Here is a 19,940-nt window from a genome sequence, read left to right as displayed (position 1 = left end):
CCTGCGGTGTCAGCAGGCTGCGGCCTTCCGGCGGACCACGTCCTCATAGGTCCGCCGGAGGGTCTGTGTCACGGCCTCGATGGTGAAGTGCTCATTGACCAGCTGCCACGCCGCCTGCCCTGCTTCGGTGTTGGCCTCCGGCTCCAGGAGTTCGAGGATCGCCTGCGCGACCTTCTGGGCGTTGGAGTCGTCCTCGCCGACCCGGCTGTCGATCACCCGGCCCGCTCCGGCCCCGGAGACATCGGGGGCCAGTCCACAGGTGCGGGTGATGACCACGGGGGTGCCGACCGACATCGCTTCGAGGACGGAGACCCCGAGGGGTTCCTCGATCGACGGCAGTACGTACACATCGGCTTCCCGTCCGGCGGCGAGGACCTTCTCGTGGCCGAGCGGTCCCACATGGTCGAGCGATTCCGACACGCCAAGTCTCGCGGCCAGTTCCAGCGTTCCGGGGAGTGCTCCGGTGTCGGGTCCGGCCAGCACGAACGTGGCGTCCGGGTACTTCGCCAGAACAGCGGGCATCGCGGCGACGAAGTCCTCCGGGCGCTTGCGCTCCTGGATCCGGGCCAGGAAGAGCACCGTCGGCGGCCGCCCGGGGTCCCGGACGGGCTTGCACTCCTGCGGCCGCACGCCGTTGACCAGCCGCACGGTACGGGTGAGCGGCACCGGAGCGGCTACGGCATTCACATCGCGGCGTTCCATCTCCGTCAGATGCAGCACCGCGTCGGCGCGGCGCAGCACCTTCCGTACCCCCAGTAGATCGGTCAGCTGGGCGACGCGCTTCTCTGTCGGGTCCACCATGCCGTGCGTCTGGACGACCAGCGGGCGGTCCAGAGCCAGCGCAAGGAGTGCGGCCGGCAAGGTCACCAGGTCACGCATCAGGTGCACATGGACGACGTCAGCGCCGCGCATCATGCGGCGGGCGGCCAGCAGCAACGCGCCCGAAGTGATGCCGCTGACCTCGAACATCGGCAGCAGGTGGCGGGCCTGGAAGAGGTGGGCGGGCACCCCCTCGACCTCGCTCGGCAGCCCGTCGTCGAAGCCGTCGCCGAGGGCCATGATCCGGGCGTCGTCACCATGGGCGCGCTGAACCTTCGACAGGTTGAGCGCCACCCGGGTCGGACCGCCGAACGCATGGTCCGGAGTGTGCAGTGTGACGACGTGCAGGATTTTCACCAGGGTTCCCCTCGACCTCGGCCTACTCTTCACAGAGTAGTCATCCTGATTACCCCAAGTGGGTTGATTCGTTAGAGTGTTCACCGGTCCACGGAACGGGGGGCGTATGACGTCCGTGCATGAGACGGCGCCGTCCGTACCCGTACGGCGGGGCGGCCGGGCCGAGCAGGTCCAGCCGCCGGCGAGGCCGATGTCCTGGGCGATGCTCTCCCGGGCGCTGGCCGTGCCCCTCATCCTCGGTCTGGTCTGCTTCCTGCCCGCGGTGATCGCCGCCCAGCCGGGCACGGGCGTCCGCGACAACGCGTACTGGCTGCAGCTCGTGCTGACCTGCTACGCGGGGGCGCGGCTGGCCACGATGATCCTGTCCACCGGGCGCCGGCTCCTGCAGGGCGTCTTCTGGATGTTCGTGTACATCGCCATGGGGGTGGCGCCGTTCGCCCAGGCGGTCATCGGGCAGACCCCGACGCCCATGGTGGGGCCCCGGTCCGATCTGGTGACGGCGATCTCGCTGATCCTGGTGGGCTGCGCGGCCTTCGACCTCGGGGCGCTGCTCGCGTCCCGGCGGCCGCTGCGCCCTCGTACGGCGGCGCGCAGCGGCGGCGGTCCTGCCGCCGCGAACCGGATCAGGCTCCGGCTGCTGGTGCTGCTCGCGTTCGCGGCGAGCGGTTACTACATCCTGAAGCTCGGCGGGCCCGCGATCTTCTTCACCAGCCGCCAGGAGATCAGCGCCTCGGTCGCGGTCAGTTCGGTGGCGACGTCCGAGTCCAATGTGGGTTCGGCGTTCCTCAAGGGGTTCGGTACGGTACCTGCGTTGCTGGGGCTGCTGTTCTACACCCGCCGGCTGGTCACTTCCCGGCAGGCCCGGCGCTCCCCCTCGACGGTCCTGGTCTGGATCGCGCTCGCGATCCTCAACACCATCGTCAACAACCCGATCTCCAACGCCCGTTACTGGTTCCTGACGGTGCTGGTCTCGCTTCTGTTCACCGCGTTCCCGAGCAGCGCCGCGATGTACCGGTCGGTGCTCGCGATGGGGGTGGTAGGGGCGCTGGTGCTGTTCCCGTACGCGGACCGGTTCAGGTACGACGACGCCGGGTACCGGCCGGTGCAGTCGTCGTCGGTCTTCGAACCGCTGGCGGCGAAGGACTACGACCAGACGGTGATGTTCGCGAACACCATCTCCTGGGTCGACACCCGCGGCCACACGTACGGCCGCCAACTGGCGGGCTCCGCACTGTTCTTCGTGCCGCGGGCGGTGTGGAGCGGCAAGCCGGAGGACACCGGGGTCCGGGTCGGCCAGTGGATGGGGATGAACATGACCAACCTCTCGGCGCCGCTGTGGACGGAGTTGTGGGTCGACTTCGGCGCCGCGGGGATGGTCGGCGGTCTCGCACTGATCGGGTACGCCGCCGCCCGTACCGACCGCCGTTACGCGCGCGCGGTCTCCCGGGACGGCCCCGGGCCCGGCAGTGTCCTGGCGATCGCGGCACCGCTGATCGCCGGGTACACCTTCATCCTGCTGCGCGGACCTCTGCTGCAGTCCGCCGGGAAGCTGGCCATCGGGGTGCTCTGCCTGCTGCTGGTCACGAGCTTCAGGGGCCGGAGCGGACCGCGGGCGCACTGACCGGCGTCTGTTCCGGTGCCGTGCGGCGGCGCAGCCGTGCCACCCGGGTCCAGGTCGCGACCGCCTTGCAGACGGATCCCAGGCACAGCCCCCAGGCCGCGCCGGGCACGCCGCCAAGTGCGTAACCACCGGCCAGGAAGGCGACGGCGGCCAGCGAGAACATCACCTGGATGGAGAGGGTGGTGCGCGGGTCGAGCATCCGGAGCGCGAGCAGCCCGCAGGTGCCGACCGCCATCGCCGTGTACTGGCTGCCGGTCGCCGGCAGCAGGGCCGACGCCGCAGGCCAGGTGTCACCGAGCAGATGGCGGCCCACCGTGTCGGGCAGCAGGGCGAGCGCGGTCGCCCAGGCCGCGGCGGTCGCCGCCAGGACCGCGGCCAGGCCCACGGTGGCGCGCACCCGCCGCCGCTCGGAGCCAAGCCGTCCCAGCAGCGGCGGGCCGAAGCTGGTGGCGGAGGTGAAGAGCACATTGAGCGGCCCGAAGAGCGTGGTCGCGCCGCGCAGCGCCCCGACCACCAAGGGGTTGCCGAACACGCCGAGTCCGAGGACGGAGAGCTGGCTGGTCGCGTTCCCCACACCGAACTCCACGACGAACCGTTGCCCGAGGTGTCCTCGCTTCAGCAGGACCGACAGCCGCAGTGGCGTGCCCGCTGCTTCGCGGTGCAGCAGGGCGGCTGACAGCAGCAGCGCGGGCAGGGCCGACAGCCCCCAGACGACGACGAGCCTTGCGGCCGGGGCGCCGTGCGGCTGGACGGCCAGGGAGCCCAGCACACAGACCAGCCGCAGTACGTCGGCCGCCAGCGCCAGGTGCGGCAGTTGGAGGGTGGAGAAGGCGTAGCGCATGGCGTCCTGCCCGAGGACAACGGGCAGGACGAGCCCCAGCATCAGCAGGGCGCGCGCCGTGTCCCCGGGCACGAACAGACAGCCCGCGGCGAGCAGGGCGCCGAGCGCCGCCGCGACGAGCAGAGTGAAGGCGACCGCCGACCGGCACGCGCCGCGCACGTCGTCGCTGCCGCCGCGCCGCAGCACGAGCGGCTGCCCCGTGTACGCGCCGGAGATCCCCAGCAGCACCGTGAAGACGAGATAGACCGACGAGAAGCGGGCGAAGCCGTCGACGGTGGAGAGCCGGGCGGCTGCCACCAGCACCAGGATGTTGGTGAGCGCCGCCACCCCCTGGTCCGCGACGGAGCTGACGATCGCGGTGCGTGCTCTCACCTGCGGGCTGCGGGGGTGTCGAAGGTGCGCAGGCCCAGCGTTTCGGTCGGGTCGCCGGTGTGTTCCGGACCGTCGGGTCCGCCCCGGCCGTCCTGGTCGTCGTTGCCCGGCCGCGCCCCGCCACTACGGCGCCTGCTGGACTTCTTGTGGGATCGGCGCTCGAGGCGGCCCTGGCCCGGGTGCAGCAGGGTTCCGAGGACGGAGCCCCCGGCCGCGCCGATGATCTCGCGGATCCGCTCCAGGTCGCTGCGGTGCACCTCGCGCGGATCGCAGACCACGACGACGCCCTCGACCCGGTCGATCAGCGCGACGGCGTCGGCATACGACAGTACGGGCGGGGCCAGCACGATGACCACGGCGCCGGGGCGGTCGGCCTCGGCGACGATGCGGCTGACGGGCGCCGAGGTCAGGGCGCGCGGGACGTTGTCGACCCGGCGGCCCGCGATCAGCGTGAAGGCGCCGGAGCCGGGCACGTCCACATTGGTGCGGCTGTCCGACGGCCATGCGCGGTCGTCGCCCTCGGCGGCCCAGCGGGGCCGGCCCTGGACGGCCGGGCCGAGGTCCCGGGCCAGTGCCGGGGTGCGCAGATCGGCCTCGACGAGGAGCACGTCGCGGCCCATCTCTGCGAAGGCGGCTGCCAGGTTGACCGCCGCGGCGGCGGCCGCGGCGTTGTCGCCGCGCGGGGCAGTGACGAGGAGCCGGCGGCGCTGCTCGAACGACGGGTCATAGGCGAGCCGGAACGCCACCGCCCGGTACTCCTCGGCCAGTCGGCTGTCGGTGCGGCCGATGGCGAGCAGCGTGCCCGCGGAGCCACGCTCCCTGGGGAGGGTGCCCAGCAGCGGGGCGCCGAGAGAGCGGACCAGTTCGCGGGTGGAGCGGACCGCCGGGTCGAAGACGAGACGCACCCAGGACAGCAGCAGACCGAGCGCGAGTCCGACGACGCCGCCGAGCCCGAGCAGCAGGGGCAGTCCCGCCCCGGTGGGCTTCTCCGGCGCGACGGGCTTCTTGTTGAGGTAGCCGGGTGTGGTGTCGAGAGCGCGCAACTCCGATATTTTTCTGCTCAGTTCGGAGATCGCGACGACCAGGTTGGCCCGGGCGCTGGTCACGTCGTCGCCGCTGGCGCTCGCCGATTCGGCCAGCTTGTCGCGCTGCTCGGTGAGCGGCTTCAGTTGCGCGCGGTAGCCGTTGACCATGTTGTCGATGCTGTTCTCGGTGCGCTCCCTGCGAATCGCCAGATAGGCGTCGGCGAGCGCCTCGGCCCGGCGCTTGGCCAGTGCGGGGGTGCGGCCGGTGTAGGAGAAGCGCAGGACGAGGGTGTTCGGCGGGTTGGTGACCTGGAGGCCGGAGAGCAGCTTCCCGACCTCCACCCGGTCGTCGCGTTCCGCCAGGGAGCGGGCGGCGATGGTGCCGACCGCGTCGCTGACCGCGGTCTGCCGTTCGGAGCCGATGTTGATGCCCTTGTCGGCGGAGGCTCCGGTGGCGAAGGGGTCCGAGGTGGCGGAGCGTACGAACACCTCACCGGTGGCCGTGTAGCTCGCCTCACCGCTGAGCGCGAGCCAGCCGCCGCCGAGCAGCCCGACGACCACGCCGGAGGCGAGGAGCGACCGGTAGCGCAGCAGCTGTCTGAACTGGTCGCGCAGGAGCGCGGGTTCGTCCTGGTCCTCCAGGGCGCGGATCGGATGTGTCATCGGCATGGTCTCCCTTGCGCGTCGGCGAGGACCTCGGTGAGCAGGGCATCGAACCGGGCGAGGCCCGCTTCGCGGCTGAGGTGATGTGCGACGTACTCCGGTCCACGGGCGCCGAGCGCGTCCGCCTCGGCCGGCCCGTCGACGAGCCTCCGGACGGCTGCCAGCAGGGCGCCGGGGTCCTCGGGTGCGACGAGCACCCCGGCACCGGAGCGGCGCACCTCCTGGGCAGTGCCCCCCTCGTCGGCCACCGAGGCGACGACAGGGCGGCCGGAGACGAAGTACGACGTGAGTTTCGACGGGACACTCATATCGAGCACGGACGCACGCTGCGTCACGGCGAGCACGTCGGCGGCGGCAAGGACGTCGGTGAACTCGCCGGCACCGGCGGGCGGCAGGAAGTCGAGGTTGGGCAGGCCCGCCGCACGCGTGCGCAGCGCCTCGCGCTGGTTGCCGTCACCCATCAGCACGATGCGTACGTCCGGGGCCAGCCTGGCCGCGTCGACCAGGACTTCCAGGCCCTGTTTGAGGCCCATGTTCCCGGAGTGCAGCACCACCGGGGTCCCCTCGCGCCAGCCGAGCCGGGCCCGGGTGGTGGCTCGATCGGCCGAAGGACCGTGCACATGGGTCCAGTTGGGGACGAGGCGGATACGGGACGGGTCCACGCCGTAGGCGGTGACCCGTGGGACGAAGCTCTCGTGGATGACGCCGACGAGGGCTGCGGCACGGAGCGCGTAGCGTTCGGCCTTCGCGGCGACGGCCGCTGCCCGGTCCCCGCCGCGGATGCCGCTCTGCGCGGCGGCGGCGCCCATCAGGTCCTGCACGACGGGTATGTAGGGGACCCGGTGGCGGCGGGCAAGCCGGGCGCCTAGGACACCACCGGCCAGGCTCGGCATTTGCGAGATCACCGCGTCGGGTCGTGCCCCCGGCGGCGCCAGCAGACCGTGAGCGAGCACGGTGGCCTCGAAAACTCCCCTGCGCAGGGCGGTCTGACGGGGAGGCACATAGTGTCTTCGCCGGTGGACGGCGACGCCCGCGCGGCTCTCCTCGGTCCGCCACACCCCCCGGTAGTCGGCGTCCGTGCGCCAGGAGGGGTAGTGCGGCATGCCGGTCAGCACATGGGTCTCGGCCCCGCCCGCCGCCCAGTGCTCGGCGAGCTGGGCGGCGTACGGACCGATTCCGGTCAGCTCCGGCGCGTAGTTGGTCGAGACCACGAGGAGCCTGCGGTCTTCGAACGGCTTGTGATGATCAGCATCGGACATCGGACGATCGCCTTCCCCCCGGTACAGCCTCTGTTCCCTCCAGGGAACAGCCCCAAAAGTGAGCTTATCCGTTCACGTGATGCGCAAGTGGTCTTCACAGTAAGGTCATTGCACCATCAACACCGATACCGATATCCCGTGGGACCGGACACCATGTCCGGACACCTGCATCCGGGACACGGACGTCACGTTCACCGTGGGGGGAGAGAACGGATGGTGCACAGGGTCGGCTACGCGCCGGGGGTCTACGACCTGTTCCATGTAGGACACCTGAACATCCTGCGGCACGCCCGCAGCCAATGCGACTACCTGGTGGCAGGGGTCGTCTCGGACGAGATGGCCGCGCTCGCCAAGGGCCACAAGCCGGTGATTCCACTGCCGGAGCGGCTGGAGATCGTCCGCAGCGTGCGCTACGTGGACGCAGCGTTCGTCGAGACCGTGCCCGACAAGGTCGAGACGTGGCAGCAGGTCAGGTTCGACGTGATCTTCAAGGGGGACGACTGGCGGGGCACGGAGAAGGGGAAGCGGCTCGAGCGCGACTTCGCCGAAGTCGGCGTGGAGGTCGTCTACTTCCCGTACACCGTGCATACGTCCAGTACCCAGCTGCGCCGGGTACTGGACACGCTCGTCAGCCCGCCGCCCGGAGCGCTTTCAGCTCCCTGAACCACTTGGCGAGGAACGCCACCAGGAACAGCGCGTGCACGACGGCGAGTACGGCATAGCCGATACGGAACGCGTCCTCGTCGCCGAGCAGCAGGAACACCAGGCAGAACACCCCGTAGTCCGCGGGAAGCAGCGCCACGGCCCGCACCCGGGACACCGGAGCCGTGGCGCTGCCGGGCGATGCGGGGCGGGCGGCGGCCTTACCGAGCTGTTCGCGCAGCAGACCGGCACAGAAGGTCAGCACCGCGACGAACAGGAAGCCCAGCGGCAGCAGCAGCCAGCCCTCACCGGGCAGCTCGAAGAACCGGTGGAACGAGATCAGTACGGCGGCGTGTACGAGGATCATCTTGGCGCAGTCCACGACATGGTCCAGCCACTCACCGTCGGGCCCGCCCCGCCCGGTCAGCCGGGCAAGCTGCCCGTCGGCCGAGTCGAAGGCGAAGCCGACGGCCAGGGTGGCGTACACGGCGGCCGCGAGCCCCCAGGACGGACGGACCAGCGCCACCGAAGCGATAGCGGCGAAGGTGAATGCCGCACTGATCAAGGTGACTTGATTAGGCGTCAGTCCGAACCGGTAGGCGCCCGCCGCGAGCACCCGGCCGGCCGGACGGTTCACGTACCGCGAGTAGAGCGACACACCCTTGGCGGTCTTCTGTGCACCGCGCAATTCGCGCAGCACCGTTCCTGTGGATCCCATACGCCCCCCCAGCGTCCAGCCGTTCCCGCAGCGTCGGCGGGGCACCGCGGACGCTGCGGTCGGAGCCGCATCATGGCACGGAGAGCCGCTGTTGCGGGGCTACTCCGGAGGTCGGACCGGCAGGCGGGCGCCTCAGGCAGGCGCGGACCGGCACTCGGGGTGGCCCCAGCCGTTCGGGTTCTTGGCGATCATGTCCTTGGCCGCGTAGGGCTTTCCGCAGTGGCAGCGCCCCGCGAACCTGGCCCGGATGGTGCCCCCGGTGCGCGCGGCGCGTGCCGCACCCTCCGTCTTCTTCGCCGCCGTACCGCCGCTCCGGCCCCGCGACGCCCTGGCGGCGGCGGGCATCGGCAGCGGGGAGCCGTGTGCGGAACCCGCCACCCGCTGCGCCACGGCGGCCTCGCTGGCTGCCTGGTCGGCTAGGGCGTTGAGCGGGTCTCCGTCCACCTGGTGGGCGGGCACGTAGACGAAGTTCACCGTGCGGCCGCTGAGCAACGCGTCGATGCGGACCACCAGATCGCGGTTGGCCACCGGTTTGCCGGCCGAGGTCTTCCAGCCGTTGCGCTTCCACCCCGGCAGCCACTTCGTGACCGCGTTCATCGCGTACTGCGAATCCATCCGGACCTCGATCTTCGCGCCCGGGTCGGTGGACTCCAGCAACTCCTGAAGTGCGGTGAGTTCGGCGACGTTGTTGGTGGCGCTGCCCAGCGGACCCGCCTCCCAACGCTCGGGGCGCCCCTGTGCATCGGCCAGGACCCAAGCCCAGGCCGCAGGCCCCGGATTACCCTTCGATGCCCCGTCACACGCGGCGATCATGCGCTCGTTCATGCCCCCGATCATGCCAGCGTCACGCCGGCCGACGGCCACGCAGCCCCGATGGTAACGCAGCGTAACGCTTCCGAATGCGGAGTGCCCACGACGCTGGTTCTCTGATGGAGCCCGCTCTTCCCTAGCGTCCAAGGAGTGACGATGAGCGTTGCAGGCGAAACCAGTGGCCGAGCCCAGCAGATGCGCGAGAAGGCCAAGCACATGACCGAGGCCGCGGAGCGCGCAACCGATCCGGAGCAGCGTCAGCGGCTCGAGGAGAAGGCTCGGAAGCTGCAGGAGCAGAGCGAGCAGCTCAGCAACATGAGCGGCGAGACGCGCCCGCACAAGTAGGACCGCACCACGCACAGGCCGATGGTTTCGCCGTTCTGTCCATGAGTGGGCGGCGAACCATCGGCCTCTGCCGTTGGTCCCGGCCTCCGCCGTCGGCCACCCGGAGCATGGTTGCTCAGCCGCGAACCGGTCTTGGCGCCGCCCCCGGGACACCGCGCGGGCATGAACGGCGGCCACTGGATGACGTACGCCACCGACCTTACCGACGCGAGCAGTTGTGAACGACGTACGAGGTGCTCAGGGCTCGGTGACCGAGCGGACCAGCGGTGAGCCGAGGACCTGGTGACCGCCGCTGGCCAGCATCCGGACCTCGCCGCTGTCGCTGATCTCCGCGCGTACGATGCCTGTCTCGTCCTCGTAGACGGGATAGCCGCCGGCCCCCTCCCTCGCGGTCCGCCGAACGATCACGGCGTCGTCCTCGACGGCGGATGCCTGAAATACCAGCTCGTAACTTTCCGGGTAATCCATGAGGAGCTCCGGCCAACGATCTGCGGCGGCGAGTCCGCTGCCTGCGTCTCCCATTGTCGCCCACACCCGCGCGCTGTGCCTCAAGGGGACCGAGAGGGCCAAGAGCCTCAGGATGGCGGGGCGGCCTCGTCCGGTCCGCGAGTTCCCCGGCTGATCAGCCCCTCGATGATCGCGTCGAGTTCGTCGGCGACCGTGTAGTCGGCGGCGTAGGCGCGCCACTGGTCCTTGATCGCGGTGAGCCGCGGCAGCTCCTCCGCGTCCTCCTCAGTAATCATCTCGGGGAAGTAGTGCCTGCTCGGCGGATGCTCCGCACGACGGGCGGCGGCCCTGCGGAAGATCAGGTCGCTGTAGATGTACTGCCATATCGTCCAGCAGGCACGTACCGACCGGGCCGGGGAGAGACCGCACTTCTGGGCACAGTCGAGGATCTCCTCCGCCATCCACAGGGCGTCTCTGTCGGTCAGCTCGCCCAGCGCCAGGACATCGAGCACCCACGGTATCCGGCTGAGGACCCCATGCGCGTGCACAGAGACGGCGAGCAGCCGCTCGCGGGGGTCCTCGGGCAGTTCGGGACGCGGGAAGGCACCCGCGGTCCCGGACAGCGTGAGCATCAGCAGCTCGTCCTTGTCCCGTACGTAGTGGTAGAGCGCCATCGGCGTGCTGCCGAGCTCCTTCGCCACCCGTCGCATGCTCAGGGCGTCCAGCCCCTCTTCCTCGAGGATGCGGCGCGCGGTGGCGACCATCGTGTCGGGGTCCAGCCTGCGCGGCCGTCCCATGGACCGCCTGGCTGCCGCCTGCTTCTTCTCTGCACCCGACACGTGTCCATTGTCCCTCCCACCTCCCCCGCGACGGCTTTCTGTACGCGTATAGCAATCTGCCCGCGCGGGTCAGGCGTGGCTCCGCAGGCGCAGCCGGGCGCCCACCTCCGATACGCAGGTGATCTGCCAAACCACCGCTGCGGCCAGTCCCCAGACCAGGCCCACTGCACCGAAGTGGCCGGCGAATCCGGCGAGCGCGAGGGTCAGCAGCAGGCAGGGCAGCGACCAGGTGAGGGTGTGCCCCCATGGGGCATCGGCCACCACCGCGGCCAGCACCCCGACACCGAAGTACACGGCGAGGCCCGCGCACAGCAGCCAGCGTGCCTCGTCCGGGGCGGGGCCGTGCGGATGCGCGATGGCCAGCCCCAGGCCCGCGGCCAGGACAGCGATCGTGCAGCTCGTCATACAGTGCAGCGTCAGGGTGACCCGCACCGGTAGGTCGTTCGGGCCGGCCTTCGGTACGCCGCCGAAGCCGTACAGCAGGGACATGCTCCACAACGCGACGAGCAGGACGAAGGCGCCGGTCGCGACACCGAGCATGGGCACGTCCCAGGCGGTGTCCGCAGCCGCTGAGGTGATCCGGACGACCCCCTCGCCCAGCACGATGATGACGAAGAGGCCCAGTCGCTCCACCAGGTGCGGCACATCGGAGCAGGCCGCCTCGATGACCGGCCGCCGATCGGACTGGCCTCGCTTCCTGACCATGCGCTGCACGCGTGCCTGCGCATCTCGGAGCATGCGGCTGCCCGAGGCGGTGAGCTTGATCAGCAGGTCGAACGCGAGGCCGAGAGCCCACAGCCAGTACCGCACCGGGGCATCCACCCACAGCGAGACGATCCAGGGCAGCGTTCCGCCGCCCACCTGGGCGAGCGGCCAGTCCACCACGACCTGTCCGGGCCGCCACAGCCGGCCGGACAGCCAGCGCAGGAAAGCGTATGCGATCACGAACGCCAGGGCGTGGTCGGTACGGATACCGGGAACGGCCGCGACCATGACAGCCAGTCCGAACATCCCCAGCAGGAAACCGGGCGTCCAGGCGCGGATTCCCTCGACGTTCCCGTAGACGGTGAAGCAGACCCACGCGATCCAGAAAGCCAGATAGAGCACTACGTAGAGGCCGAGGTCAGCGACTGTCGGACCGTCGTGCAGCAGGTGTGAGAGCTGCAGGACACCCGCGACGACGACCAGGTCGAAGAAGAGCTCGATCCAGGAGGCATGCCGCTCGGCGGGCGGCTGACGTGTACTCATGAGGGAATCATGGGCCAGGTGTTCCGCTCCTGGACGCAGGCAGCCACGCCTCGCGGCGCCTGGTCCGGGCCAGGGGCGTGGCAGGACATCGGCCGGCGGGGACGGTCAGAGCCGGACGATGACCAGGGCGGTGTCGTCGATGGCGCCGCCGGGCGGGAGCAGTTCGAGCAGGTCGGCGTCGGCAAGGGGTTCGGGGTCGATTCCCTGGTGGCGGACGAGGGAGTCGACGAGGCGGTCGAGGCCGACGTCGATGTCCTCGCGGCGGCGTTCGATCAGGCCGTCGGTGTACAGAACGAGGGCGTCCCCCGCGGCGAAGGCGGTGGCGTTCTCGGGCCGGGGAACGGGGTCCGGACGGGCACCGAGCGGGGGGTCGGTGGCCTGGTCGAGGAACTCCACAGTGCCGTCGGTGTGCAGCAGTGCGGGCGGGGGGTGCCCGGCGCTGCTGTAGGTGATGGTGTGCGTGTCCCAGTCGATGTACGTCGTGACAGTGGTGTTCTCGGCGCCGTCGACCGAACGGGCGTACAGGTCGACTACTTCCAGGGCCTGGGCGGGGCCGTCGGCGACGCAGGAAGCAACGCTGAGCGCGCTGCGGAGCAGGCCCATGACGCCGGCGGCTCGAAGACCGTGGCCGACGGCGACGGCGACGCCGACGCAGTCGCCGGGCAGGTCGACCAGGTCGTACCAGTCGCCGCACACGTTCAGCGAGCCGACTGCGGGCCACGTCATAGCGTTGCAGCGCCATGGCGTTCCGCTCGCCGGTGGCCCGGACCGCCACCCGCTTCGTGCGGGTCAGGACTCGCGCCGCCTTCTGGGTCCGTGCGGATCGACCTGGCATGACTTCGCTTCTACACCTGCACAGCCGCGGTTTGGGGCGTTGTCACGCTGTCCCGTCACATCCGCATGGTGCATCCACTCGGGGAGGCCGCGGTGACGGTCGCACTCGAACGGCCGTAGCGCTCGAACAAGGCCAGAAGCGGGCGCGGGCGATGACGACTCCAGGATGGATACGTCAAGGCAGGTCACTCACGCGCGGGTCCAGCTCGGCGAGTTGCGTCTGCGTGGTCGGGAACTCGCAGGATGCCCCGTTCGCGCTCGCTTGCGCCGTGGACGGCGTCGCCCGGGCGGTGTCTGGACGCACTCGGCATGCGTGGGACCACCACTTCGGGCAGGAGCCGGAAGTAGGGAAAAAACGAAAGGGCCCGGGTATAGGGATCCGGGCCCTTCCAGCAGTAGCGGGGACAGGATTTGAACCTGCGACCTCTGGGTTATGAGCCCAGCGAGCTACCGAGCTGCTCCACCCCGCGTCGGTAAACCCAACCCTACGCCATCCCAGCGCGCACTCGTGACCACCTCAGTGTTGTGCTGTGCTGCGCTTTGGGGCGAGCTTGCGACTTACTTGTTGACCTTGTCCATGCGCCAGGCAACCATCCCTGGCATCCCCTCGGGGTCGTCTCCGGGCAACCGGCCATGACTGCGAGGGGACTTGCGTGGCCGACCGGTGCAGGGCTGTCAGGCCGGCTCCCCGGCCTCATGGACCAGCTTCTGCTCGGTCCAGATGGTTTTGCCGTGCTTCGTGTAACGCGTTCCCCAGCGGTCGGAGCACTGGGCGACGAGGAGCAGTCCCCGGCCGCCCTCGTCGGTGGTGCGGGCATGTCGAAGCCGTGGCGCGATGCTGCTGCCGTCGAAGACCTCGCAGGTCAGGACCAGGTCGTGGATCAGGCGCAGCCGGATGGGGGCCTTGGCGTGCCGAATGGCGTTGGTGACGAGCTCGCTGGCGATGAGCTCGGTGGTGAACGCCGCCTCGTCCAGGCCCCACGAGGTGAGCTGGCGGGTGACGAGCGACCGGGCCGTGGAGACGATGGCCGGGTCCGTCGGCAGGTCCCACGATGCGACCCGGTCGGGATCCAGTGCGTGTGTACGGGCGACGAGGACGGCGGCGTCTTCGCGGGCCCGCCCCGGGACCAGCGCCTCGGTGAGCATGGAGGCCGCCTCCTGCACCGAGCCGGACGGCCGGGCGAGCAGGTCTGCGAGTCGGGCCTCCTCCGGGTCGCCACCGCGCGCCTGGAGAAGCCCGCTGGTGTGGAGCGCGAGCAACGAGCCCTCCGGCATCGTCACCTCGGTCTTCCCGAACGGCGGCCCGGGGAGGCCGAGAGGGGCGGCGGACGGAACGTCCAGCATCGTCGCCCTCCCGTCGGGGTGGACGACAGCGGGGCCGGGATGGCCTGCGCCGGCCGCGGAGCAGCGCAGGGAGATGGGGTCGTAGACCAGATAGAGCAAGGTGCACCCGGCGCCCGAGCCGGCATGGGGCGCATGGGGCGCGTCGGAGCCCGCTTCGTGCGGCGGTTCGTTGCCGTCGGGCCGGGGCCCGGCGTCGTCGGCGAGACGCCGTACCAGGTCATCGAGGCGGGCGAGCACCTCGTCGGGCTCCAGGTCCAGATCGGAGAGCGCGTGCACGGCCGCGCGGAGCCGTCCCATGGCGGCGGCGGTCTCCATGCCGCGTCCGGGAACGCTGCCTGCCACGAGCGCCGCCCGGGCCCCCGACAGCGGCACGACATCGACCCAGTCACCGCCGCCCCCGCCGTGCACGTACTCGTAGGCCACGTCCACCCCGTTGTTCCGGGGCGGTCCCCCCGGAAGCAGACTGCGCTGCAGTGCCACAAGGGAGTTGTGCTCGCGCAGGTAGCGGCGGGCGTTGTCCAGACAGAGCGCGGTGCGGCGGCCGAGCTCGGTGGCCACGGTGAGATCGTCCTGCTGGAAGGGGCCCTGGTCCCCCCAGCGGTAGAAGGTGGCGATCCCCAGGGCGCGGTCCTGGGCGACCAGCGGTACGAACATGAGGGAGTGGATGTTCTCCTCCAGCATCCGCCGGCCGCGAACGGGATCGCTCAGCACCCAGTCGCTGTCAGCGGTCAGCGGGCTGATCAGGCGCGGTTGCAGATCGGAGAGAGCCTGGGAGGACGGTGCCGTCGGCGGGAACGTGCTGTTCTCGCCGACCGGGTAGGCGCCCGGCGGTGTGTCGGGCCGCCGGGACCGCGACGCCGCCCGGCGCAGCACGGCGCCGGGCTGCACCGGGCCGGAAAAGATTTCCTCGCCCATGAGCACTGGCTCGAGAACCTCGACGCCGATGCTGTCGGCCAGCCTGGGCACTGCCACTTCGGCCAACTCCTGGGCCGTGCGCATCACATCGAGTGCGGTTCCGATGCGTGAACCACCCTCGGCGAGCAGCGCGAGCCGCTCCTGCGCGAGGGAGCGGTCGGTGACGTCGACCGCGGCGTCAGCCACGCCCAGGACACGACCGTCGTCGTCCTCGAGGCGGAACGCGGAGACCGAGTAGACGTGCGTGTGCTCCGGGTCCCCCGGCGGCCTACCGCGTTTCTCGAATCCGATCACCGGTTCGCCCGACTCCAGCACGCGACTCAGCACCCGTTCCAGCAGCTCCGGGTTGAAGTCGGGCCATACCTCGGTCGGCCGATTGCCGATCGCTCCCTCAGTGGGGGTACCGTGCATGCCTTCCGCAGCGCTGCTGAACCGCACCAGCCGCAACTGCGGGTCGAGAACGAAGAGCCCTACCGGAGACCGGGTGAACAGCGCCTCGAGCAGCGCCCGGTCCAGGTCCGACTCCGGGGGACCCGTCGGGAGAAGCGTCACCGTCCACCGCGCGTCGGAGCCGCTTCCTGCCCCAGTCGATGCCACGGGGCGGATGGACAGCCTGCAGGGCACCGGCCGGCCCGTGCGATGGCGCACCACACTCGTGACGCCATCGGCGCCGGCCGATTCCTCGGCCGTGGCCAGGAACTCGGCCGCTGGGCGGCCCAGCACCCACTCGGCCGGATATCCGAGCATCTGCTCGGCTTCCGGACTCCATCCGGTGATGACGCCTCGCACCCCGATTTCGGCCCGGGCCGGGTTTCGCATCGAATGGTCGTCGAGCCGGTCCGTGCTGTGTTCGACGTCCGGTGCACCCATGCCCACCAGCCTCGTCCTGCGTCAGCGCGTTCGTGCTCCCAGTCTCCTCCACGGCGACCCGCTCACAACTCGTCGAAAGGCCTCCCCCATGCCGCGCAGCAAGAGATTACCGTTCGGTAACACAGGCGCAGAGGGATTGGCGGCGCGGGCGGCGCGAGGTTGACTCATCAACCATGACTGACTGGACCGGCCGCACCGCCGTCGAGATCGCTGCCGCCGTACGTGAAGGACGGGCCGCCGCGGCCGACGTCACCCGACAGCACCTCGACCGCATCGCCCGGCTCGATCCCGGTCTGTCCGCGTTCCGGCACGTGCGGGCGGAGCAGGCGCAGGCGGAGGCGGAGAGGGTGGACCGGCGGCCCGACCGTGCTTCCCTGCCGCTCGCCGGGGTCCCGGTTGCCATCAAGGACAACATCGCGGTCGCGGGTGAGCAGGCCCGCTCCGGATCCGCCGCCACTGCACCGGACCGCAGCGCGGTCGACCACGTGATCGTCGAGCGGCTGCGGGCGGCGGGCGCCGTGGTGATCGGTCTGACCAACGTGCCGGAACTCTGCCTGGTCCCGATGGCGGACAGCGTCTACGGGATCGCCCGCAACCCCTGGAACGAGCAGCGCACACCCGGCGGCTCCTCGGGCGGCAGCGCGGCAGCGGTGGCCGCCGGCCTCGTCCCACTGGCGCACGGCAACGACGGGTTCGGCTCGATCCGCATCCCCTGCGCCTGCTGCGGAACGATCGGGATCAAGCCGGGACGCGGCGTCGTGCCGCACGCACCGGACGACTCGACCTGGTTCGACCTGGTCGAGAACGGCCCGATCGCGACCACGGTGCAGGACGCCGCCCTCGGACTGGCCGTGATGGCCGACGAACCGGACTTCGCGCAACTCGGCGACCCGGGAACGCTGCGCATCGGCGTGTCGGTCCGGACGATTTCGCCGGGCTTTGCGATCGCCCCCGGATACCGCCGTGCCGCAGCGGAAACCGGCAGTCTGCTGGAAGAACTCGGGCACGCGGTGTCCCGGCACACCCGACGCTACCCGGCATGGCTGGGACCCGCGTCGCTGAGCTCCTGGTACGCCTCGGCGCGCCTGAGCGCCGAGGGCCTCGACCGCACCGAACTCGACCGGAGCACGCGGCGGTTGGCCGCTGTCGGCAGGGCGCTGGCGGCCGTACACCTGCAGGGGGACCGCGCGCGCGACCGCTGGCGCAGCGAGGCAGCAGAACGCTTCTTCGGACAGATCGATGTGCTGCTGTTGCCGGCGCTCAGCCAGCCGGCAGCGCAGGCGAAGCGCTGGGGCGAGCACGGCGCGCTGCGCACCTCGGCGGTCAGCACCCGCACGGCCTCACTCTTCGGCTCCTGGAACATCGCGGGCTGGCCGGCGCTCGCCGTCCCCGTGGGCGTGGACGCCGACGCGATGCCCGTCGCGGTGCAGCTCGTCGCCAAGCCCGGTGGGGAGAAGCGCCTGCTGGAACTCGCCGCGCAGATCGAGGCCGCCAAGCCCTGGCCGCGGCACGCGCCGCGCTATGACGCCGCAGGCAACACCGGGGCACCGATCGCGGAAGAAGGCTGATCCCTGCTTCGGCCCACGCGCAGGAAACCTCGGCCGCCGCAAAACCCAACTGACCCGCCCGCCCAGGTCGCTTATTGTCAACGTGATTCCTGGCGGCGGCCTCGGCTCGGTCAGGACGAGGACCATGACGTGGAGGATGATTGTGCGCTACCGCGAGCTGGGACGCAGTGGACTGTCCGTGTCCGAGATCGGATACGGCGCGTGGGGCATCGGTGAGTCCAGCTGGGTGGGTGCCACGGAGGACGAGTCCCTACGCGCCCTGCACCGTGCCATCGACCTCGGCGTGAACTTCATCGATACGGCACGCGGCTACGGCGAGAGCGAGCGGATCGTCGGCCGGGCCGTCCGCGAGCGGGCCGACGACGAAGTGCTCGTCGCGACCAAAGTTCCGCCGAAGAACGGCACGTGGCCGGCGCCCGATGGCCTGGACCCGGCCGAGGCATTCCCGGGCGAGCACATCCGCAAGAGCCTGGAGACCAGTCTGCGCACCAGCGGCCTGGACCACTTCGATGTGCTGCAGTTCCATGTCTGGAGCGATGACTGGGTCGACCGTGGCGACTGGCTGGAGACGATCGCCGAACTGAAGCAGGAGGGAAAGATCCGCCTGTTCGGCGTCTCCATCAACGACCACCAGCCCGACAACGCACTCGCCCTCGTCCGCAGCGGCGCCGTGGACAGCGTGCAGGTCATCTACAACCTCTTCGACCAAGCGCCCGCCGACGCGCTGCTGCCGGCCTGTGAGCAGCACGGCGTCGGTGTCATCGTGCGGGTGGCACTGGACGAAGGCGGCCTCACCGGCCGGATCACCGCCGGCACGACGTTTCCCGAGGGTGACTGGCGCAACCGCTACTTCCGCGACGACCGCCCGGCACAGGTCGAACAGCGGGTGGCCGCGATCGTCGCCGACCTCGGCATCGATCCCGATGAGATCGCTGAGCACGCGTTGCGGTTCGTGCTCAGTTCGCCGGCGGTTTCCACCGTCATCCCTGGCATGCGCTCGGTACGCAATGTCGAGCGCAACACGGCCCTGAGCGACGGGCGTCCGCTCACCGCCGACCAGTTGGCCGTGCTGGCCAAGCACCGGTGGCAGCGCAATTTCTACTCGTGATCCGCGGGCACCATGGCCGGGGCCGGGCAGAGTACGCGGTTCACCGCCGCGCGCCGCCCGGCCGTGTCCTGTTCTACCGACGCTCCAGCGAACCCCGGACGAATGCTGCCTGGCCGGCGTGCTGCAGGTCATCGGCAATGACACTGATCAGACGCACGCCGAGGGTGACCGGCGGCGACCAGGTCTCATCCACAATGCGATCCAGGGACCTGGCGTGGAGACCACGAATGAACTCGACGCTCTGCTCGTGGACGGCGTCGTGGTAACCGAGCAGCAGTTCGGGCGAGCCCACCTGGACAGCCGCGACCTGTTTCCTGCTGTGCCCGTACCCGGTGGCGCCCTTGTCGAAGGGCAGGGCGAAACGGTCGGCCCAGTCCTGGGAGAACCAGACCTGCTGCACACCGGCCGCATCCGAGACATGGTCGTCCTGAATCCGGGTGAGGTGCCAGACCAGCCATGCGATCGAGTTCGCGCCGTCATCGAGCCGGACGTGCAGGTCGTCGACGGACAGGCCCTCGACCGCTGAGTGCACCGATTCCTGGATTCGTGTGAACGCGTCCGTCAAAAGATCTGCGCTGTTCATGCGAACACCATCGCCGCTCACGCGCCCGGACCCTGCCATCGACACGCGTTGCACCACCCGCCGCGCGCCGCGCGCCTCGACGACAGCGGGCGCTGACCGCCGGTCCGGCGCAGGCCGTCCCGTCAGTGCCGTCCGCACCGGTGCCACGGACACCGGGACGCACTTCTGCCTCCCCGTGATGAACCCGCTCCCAGGAACCCGATGCCGATGCCGAGCATCCAGGAGTCCTTGGCCAGCGGGATGCCGTTCTGCGTAGGTAGCAGACTGCCGGGCTCCCGCATTCCGGGGACCCTCAGGTACAGACCGACCAGCCCCGCGGAGAACCCGGTCAGTGCCACGCCGGCCAGCCGCGTCGGAACGAAGGGGGCGAGCAGCGTGCTGCCGACTGCGATCTCCGACCAGGCGAGCAGCCGGGTGAAGCGTTGTGCGTCCAGCTTCTTCAAGAACGGATAGGCAACGCAGGCCATGCCGTGCACGCCCGTGGCCGTCTCCTCGTCCGCCTTCAATTTGCTCAACCCTGAATTCAGGATGAACGCGCCGGTGGCAAGGCGCGGGGCCACGTCGCGTGCTTCAAGGTTCAGTGTCATGGGAGCCTCCGTCGATCAGGTACTCGGCCCCTCGTCGACCCTAGCCAGAAGGTGGCAGAGGCGGGTGATGTGTTGTTTTTGCTGGGCGAGTTTTGGGAAATTCGCCAGATTCCGGGGGGGGGGTT

At 70.4% G+C, this 19,940-nt stretch carries 17 protein-coding genes, 1 tRNA gene and 1 pseudogene; 5 read left to right on the top strand and 14 right to left on the bottom strand.

Features of this window, described 5'->3' with window-relative positions:
• Positions 1–9: 9 nt before the first annotated feature.
• The gene (locus ABZV38_RS24915) at positions 10–1,176 is read right to left on the bottom strand and encodes a glycosyltransferase (RefSeq protein ID WP_356330368.1); all 1,167 of its coding nucleotides are present in this window, start codon (positions 1,174–1,176) and stop codon (positions 10–12) included.
• A gap of 190 nt (positions 1,177–1,366) precedes the next feature.
• On the opposite strand from ABZV38_RS24915, the gene ABZV38_RS24910 reads away from it, so the two are divergent.
• Entirely contained in the window at positions 1,367–2,797 is a 1,431-nt protein-coding gene (locus ABZV38_RS24910; RefSeq protein ID WP_356330414.1) for a hypothetical protein, read from the top strand.
• Here the strand turns inward: ABZV38_RS24910 and ABZV38_RS24905 are convergent.
• Genes ABZV38_RS24905 through ABZV38_RS24895 form a run of 3 tightly spaced genes read right to left on the bottom strand, consistent with a single transcriptional unit; the run spans position 2,766 to position 6,957 of the window.
• Positions 2,766–4,010, bottom strand: a complete 1,245-nt coding sequence (locus tag ABZV38_RS24905) for a hypothetical protein (protein ID WP_356330366.1) — start codon at positions 4,008–4,010, stop codon at positions 2,766–2,768. The genes ABZV38_RS24910 and ABZV38_RS24905 overlap by 32 nt on opposite strands.
• Entirely contained in the window at positions 4,007–5,698 is a 1,692-nt protein-coding gene (locus ABZV38_RS24900) for a lipopolysaccharide biosynthesis protein (protein WP_356330364.1), read from the bottom strand. Before ABZV38_RS24900 ends, ABZV38_RS24905 begins: the two co-directional genes overlap by 4 nt.
• The gene (locus tag ABZV38_RS24895; RefSeq protein ID WP_356330362.1) at positions 5,695–6,957 is read right to left on the bottom strand and encodes a glycosyltransferase; all 1,263 of its coding nucleotides are present in this window, start codon (positions 6,955–6,957) and stop codon (positions 5,695–5,697) included. Before ABZV38_RS24895 ends, ABZV38_RS24900 begins: the two co-directional genes overlap by 4 nt.
• 213 nt (positions 6,958–7,170) lie before the next feature.
• Between ABZV38_RS24895 and ABZV38_RS24890 the strand changes: the two genes are divergently transcribed.
• Positions 7,171–7,620, top strand: a complete 450-nt coding sequence (locus ABZV38_RS24890) for an adenylyltransferase/cytidyltransferase family protein (RefSeq protein ID WP_030973202.1) — start codon at positions 7,171–7,173, stop codon at positions 7,618–7,620.
• Here ABZV38_RS24890 and ABZV38_RS24885 read toward each other — a convergent pair.
• Positions 7,586–8,317 (bottom strand): CDP-alcohol phosphatidyltransferase family protein, encoded by a 732-nt coding sequence (locus ABZV38_RS24885; protein ID WP_356330360.1) that lies wholly within the window; start codon positions 8,315–8,317, stop codon positions 7,586–7,588. The genes ABZV38_RS24890 and ABZV38_RS24885 overlap by 35 nt on opposite strands.
• 132 nt (positions 8,318–8,449) lie before the next feature.
• Positions 8,450–9,142, bottom strand: a complete 693-nt coding sequence (locus ABZV38_RS24880) for a ribonuclease H (RefSeq protein WP_356330357.1) — start codon at positions 9,140–9,142, stop codon at positions 8,450–8,452.
• A gap of 141 nt (positions 9,143–9,283) precedes the next feature.
• Between ABZV38_RS24880 and ABZV38_RS24875 the strand changes: the two genes are divergently transcribed.
• Positions 9,284–9,472, top strand: a complete 189-nt coding sequence (locus tag ABZV38_RS24875; RefSeq protein ID WP_030973195.1) for a DUF6381 family protein — start codon at positions 9,284–9,286, stop codon at positions 9,470–9,472.
• Between the two features lie 237 nt (positions 9,473–9,709).
• Here the strand turns inward: ABZV38_RS24875 and ABZV38_RS24870 are convergent, their stop codons facing one another.
• From ABZV38_RS24870 to ABZV38_RS24845, 6 genes and pseudogenes are all read right to left on the bottom strand, one after another.
• Positions 9,710–9,940: a DUF6296 family protein gene (locus ABZV38_RS24870; RefSeq protein ID WP_356330355.1), complete on the bottom strand. Its 231-nt coding sequence runs from the start codon at positions 9,938–9,940 to the stop codon at positions 9,710–9,712.
• Between the two features lie 107 nt (positions 9,941–10,047).
• Entirely contained in the window at positions 10,048–10,758 is a 711-nt protein-coding gene (locus ABZV38_RS24865; protein ID WP_356330353.1) for a helix-turn-helix domain-containing protein, read from the bottom strand.
• A gap of 69 nt (positions 10,759–10,827) precedes the next feature.
• On the bottom strand, positions 10,828–12,006 hold the full coding sequence (locus tag ABZV38_RS24860; protein WP_356330350.1) for a low temperature requirement protein A: 1,179 nt from the start codon (positions 12,004–12,006) through the stop codon (positions 10,828–10,830).
• A gap of 105 nt (positions 12,007–12,111) precedes the next feature.
• A pseudogene (locus tag ABZV38_RS24855) lies at positions 12,112–12,723 on the bottom strand (PP2C family protein-serine/threonine phosphatase); the annotation flags it as partial.
• 513 nt (positions 12,724–13,236) lie between these two features.
• A tRNA-Met gene (locus ABZV38_RS24850) sits at positions 13,237–13,310 on the bottom strand.
• 205 nt (positions 13,311–13,515) lie between these two features.
• Positions 13,516–15,969 (bottom strand): SpoIIE family protein phosphatase, encoded by a 2,454-nt coding sequence (locus ABZV38_RS24845; protein WP_356330348.1) that lies wholly within the window; start codon positions 15,967–15,969, stop codon positions 13,516–13,518.
• Between the two features lie 173 nt (positions 15,970–16,142).
• Here ABZV38_RS24845 and ABZV38_RS24840 point away from each other — a divergent pair, with 173 nt between their 5' ends.
• Together ABZV38_RS24840 and ABZV38_RS24835 are read left to right on the top strand one after the other, a co-directional pair.
• Positions 16,143–17,537 (top strand): amidase family protein, encoded by a 1,395-nt coding sequence (locus ABZV38_RS24840; protein WP_356330346.1) that lies wholly within the window; start codon positions 16,143–16,145, stop codon positions 17,535–17,537.
• A gap of 142 nt (positions 17,538–17,679) precedes the next feature.
• On the top strand, positions 17,680–18,645 hold the full coding sequence (locus ABZV38_RS24835) for an aldo/keto reductase (protein ID WP_356330412.1): 966 nt from the start codon (positions 17,680–17,682) through the stop codon (positions 18,643–18,645).
• A gap of 73 nt (positions 18,646–18,718) precedes the next feature.
• Here ABZV38_RS24835 and ABZV38_RS24830 read toward each other — a convergent pair whose 3' ends face one another.
• Both ABZV38_RS24830 and ABZV38_RS24825 read right to left on the bottom strand, forming a co-directional pair.
• Positions 18,719–19,228, bottom strand: coding sequence for a DUF664 domain-containing protein (locus tag ABZV38_RS24830; RefSeq protein ID WP_356330344.1), 510 nt, complete (start codon positions 19,226–19,228; stop codon positions 18,719–18,721).
• A 122-nt stretch (positions 19,229–19,350) separates the two neighbouring features.
• Positions 19,351–19,815: a hypothetical protein gene (locus ABZV38_RS24825; RefSeq protein WP_356330343.1), complete on the bottom strand. Its 465-nt coding sequence runs from the start codon at positions 19,813–19,815 to the stop codon at positions 19,351–19,353.
• Positions 19,816–19,940: the final 125 nt, after the last annotated feature.

It is taken from the genome of Streptomyces sp. NPDC005181 (genome assembly GCF_040608395.1).
In the GTDB taxonomy this organism is placed as follows: Bacteria; Actinomycetota; Actinomycetes; order Streptomycetales; family Streptomycetaceae; genus Streptomyces.
The sequence above is the reverse complement of the archived record's forward strand: the minus strand, read 5'-3'. Positions and strand labels throughout refer to the sequence as shown.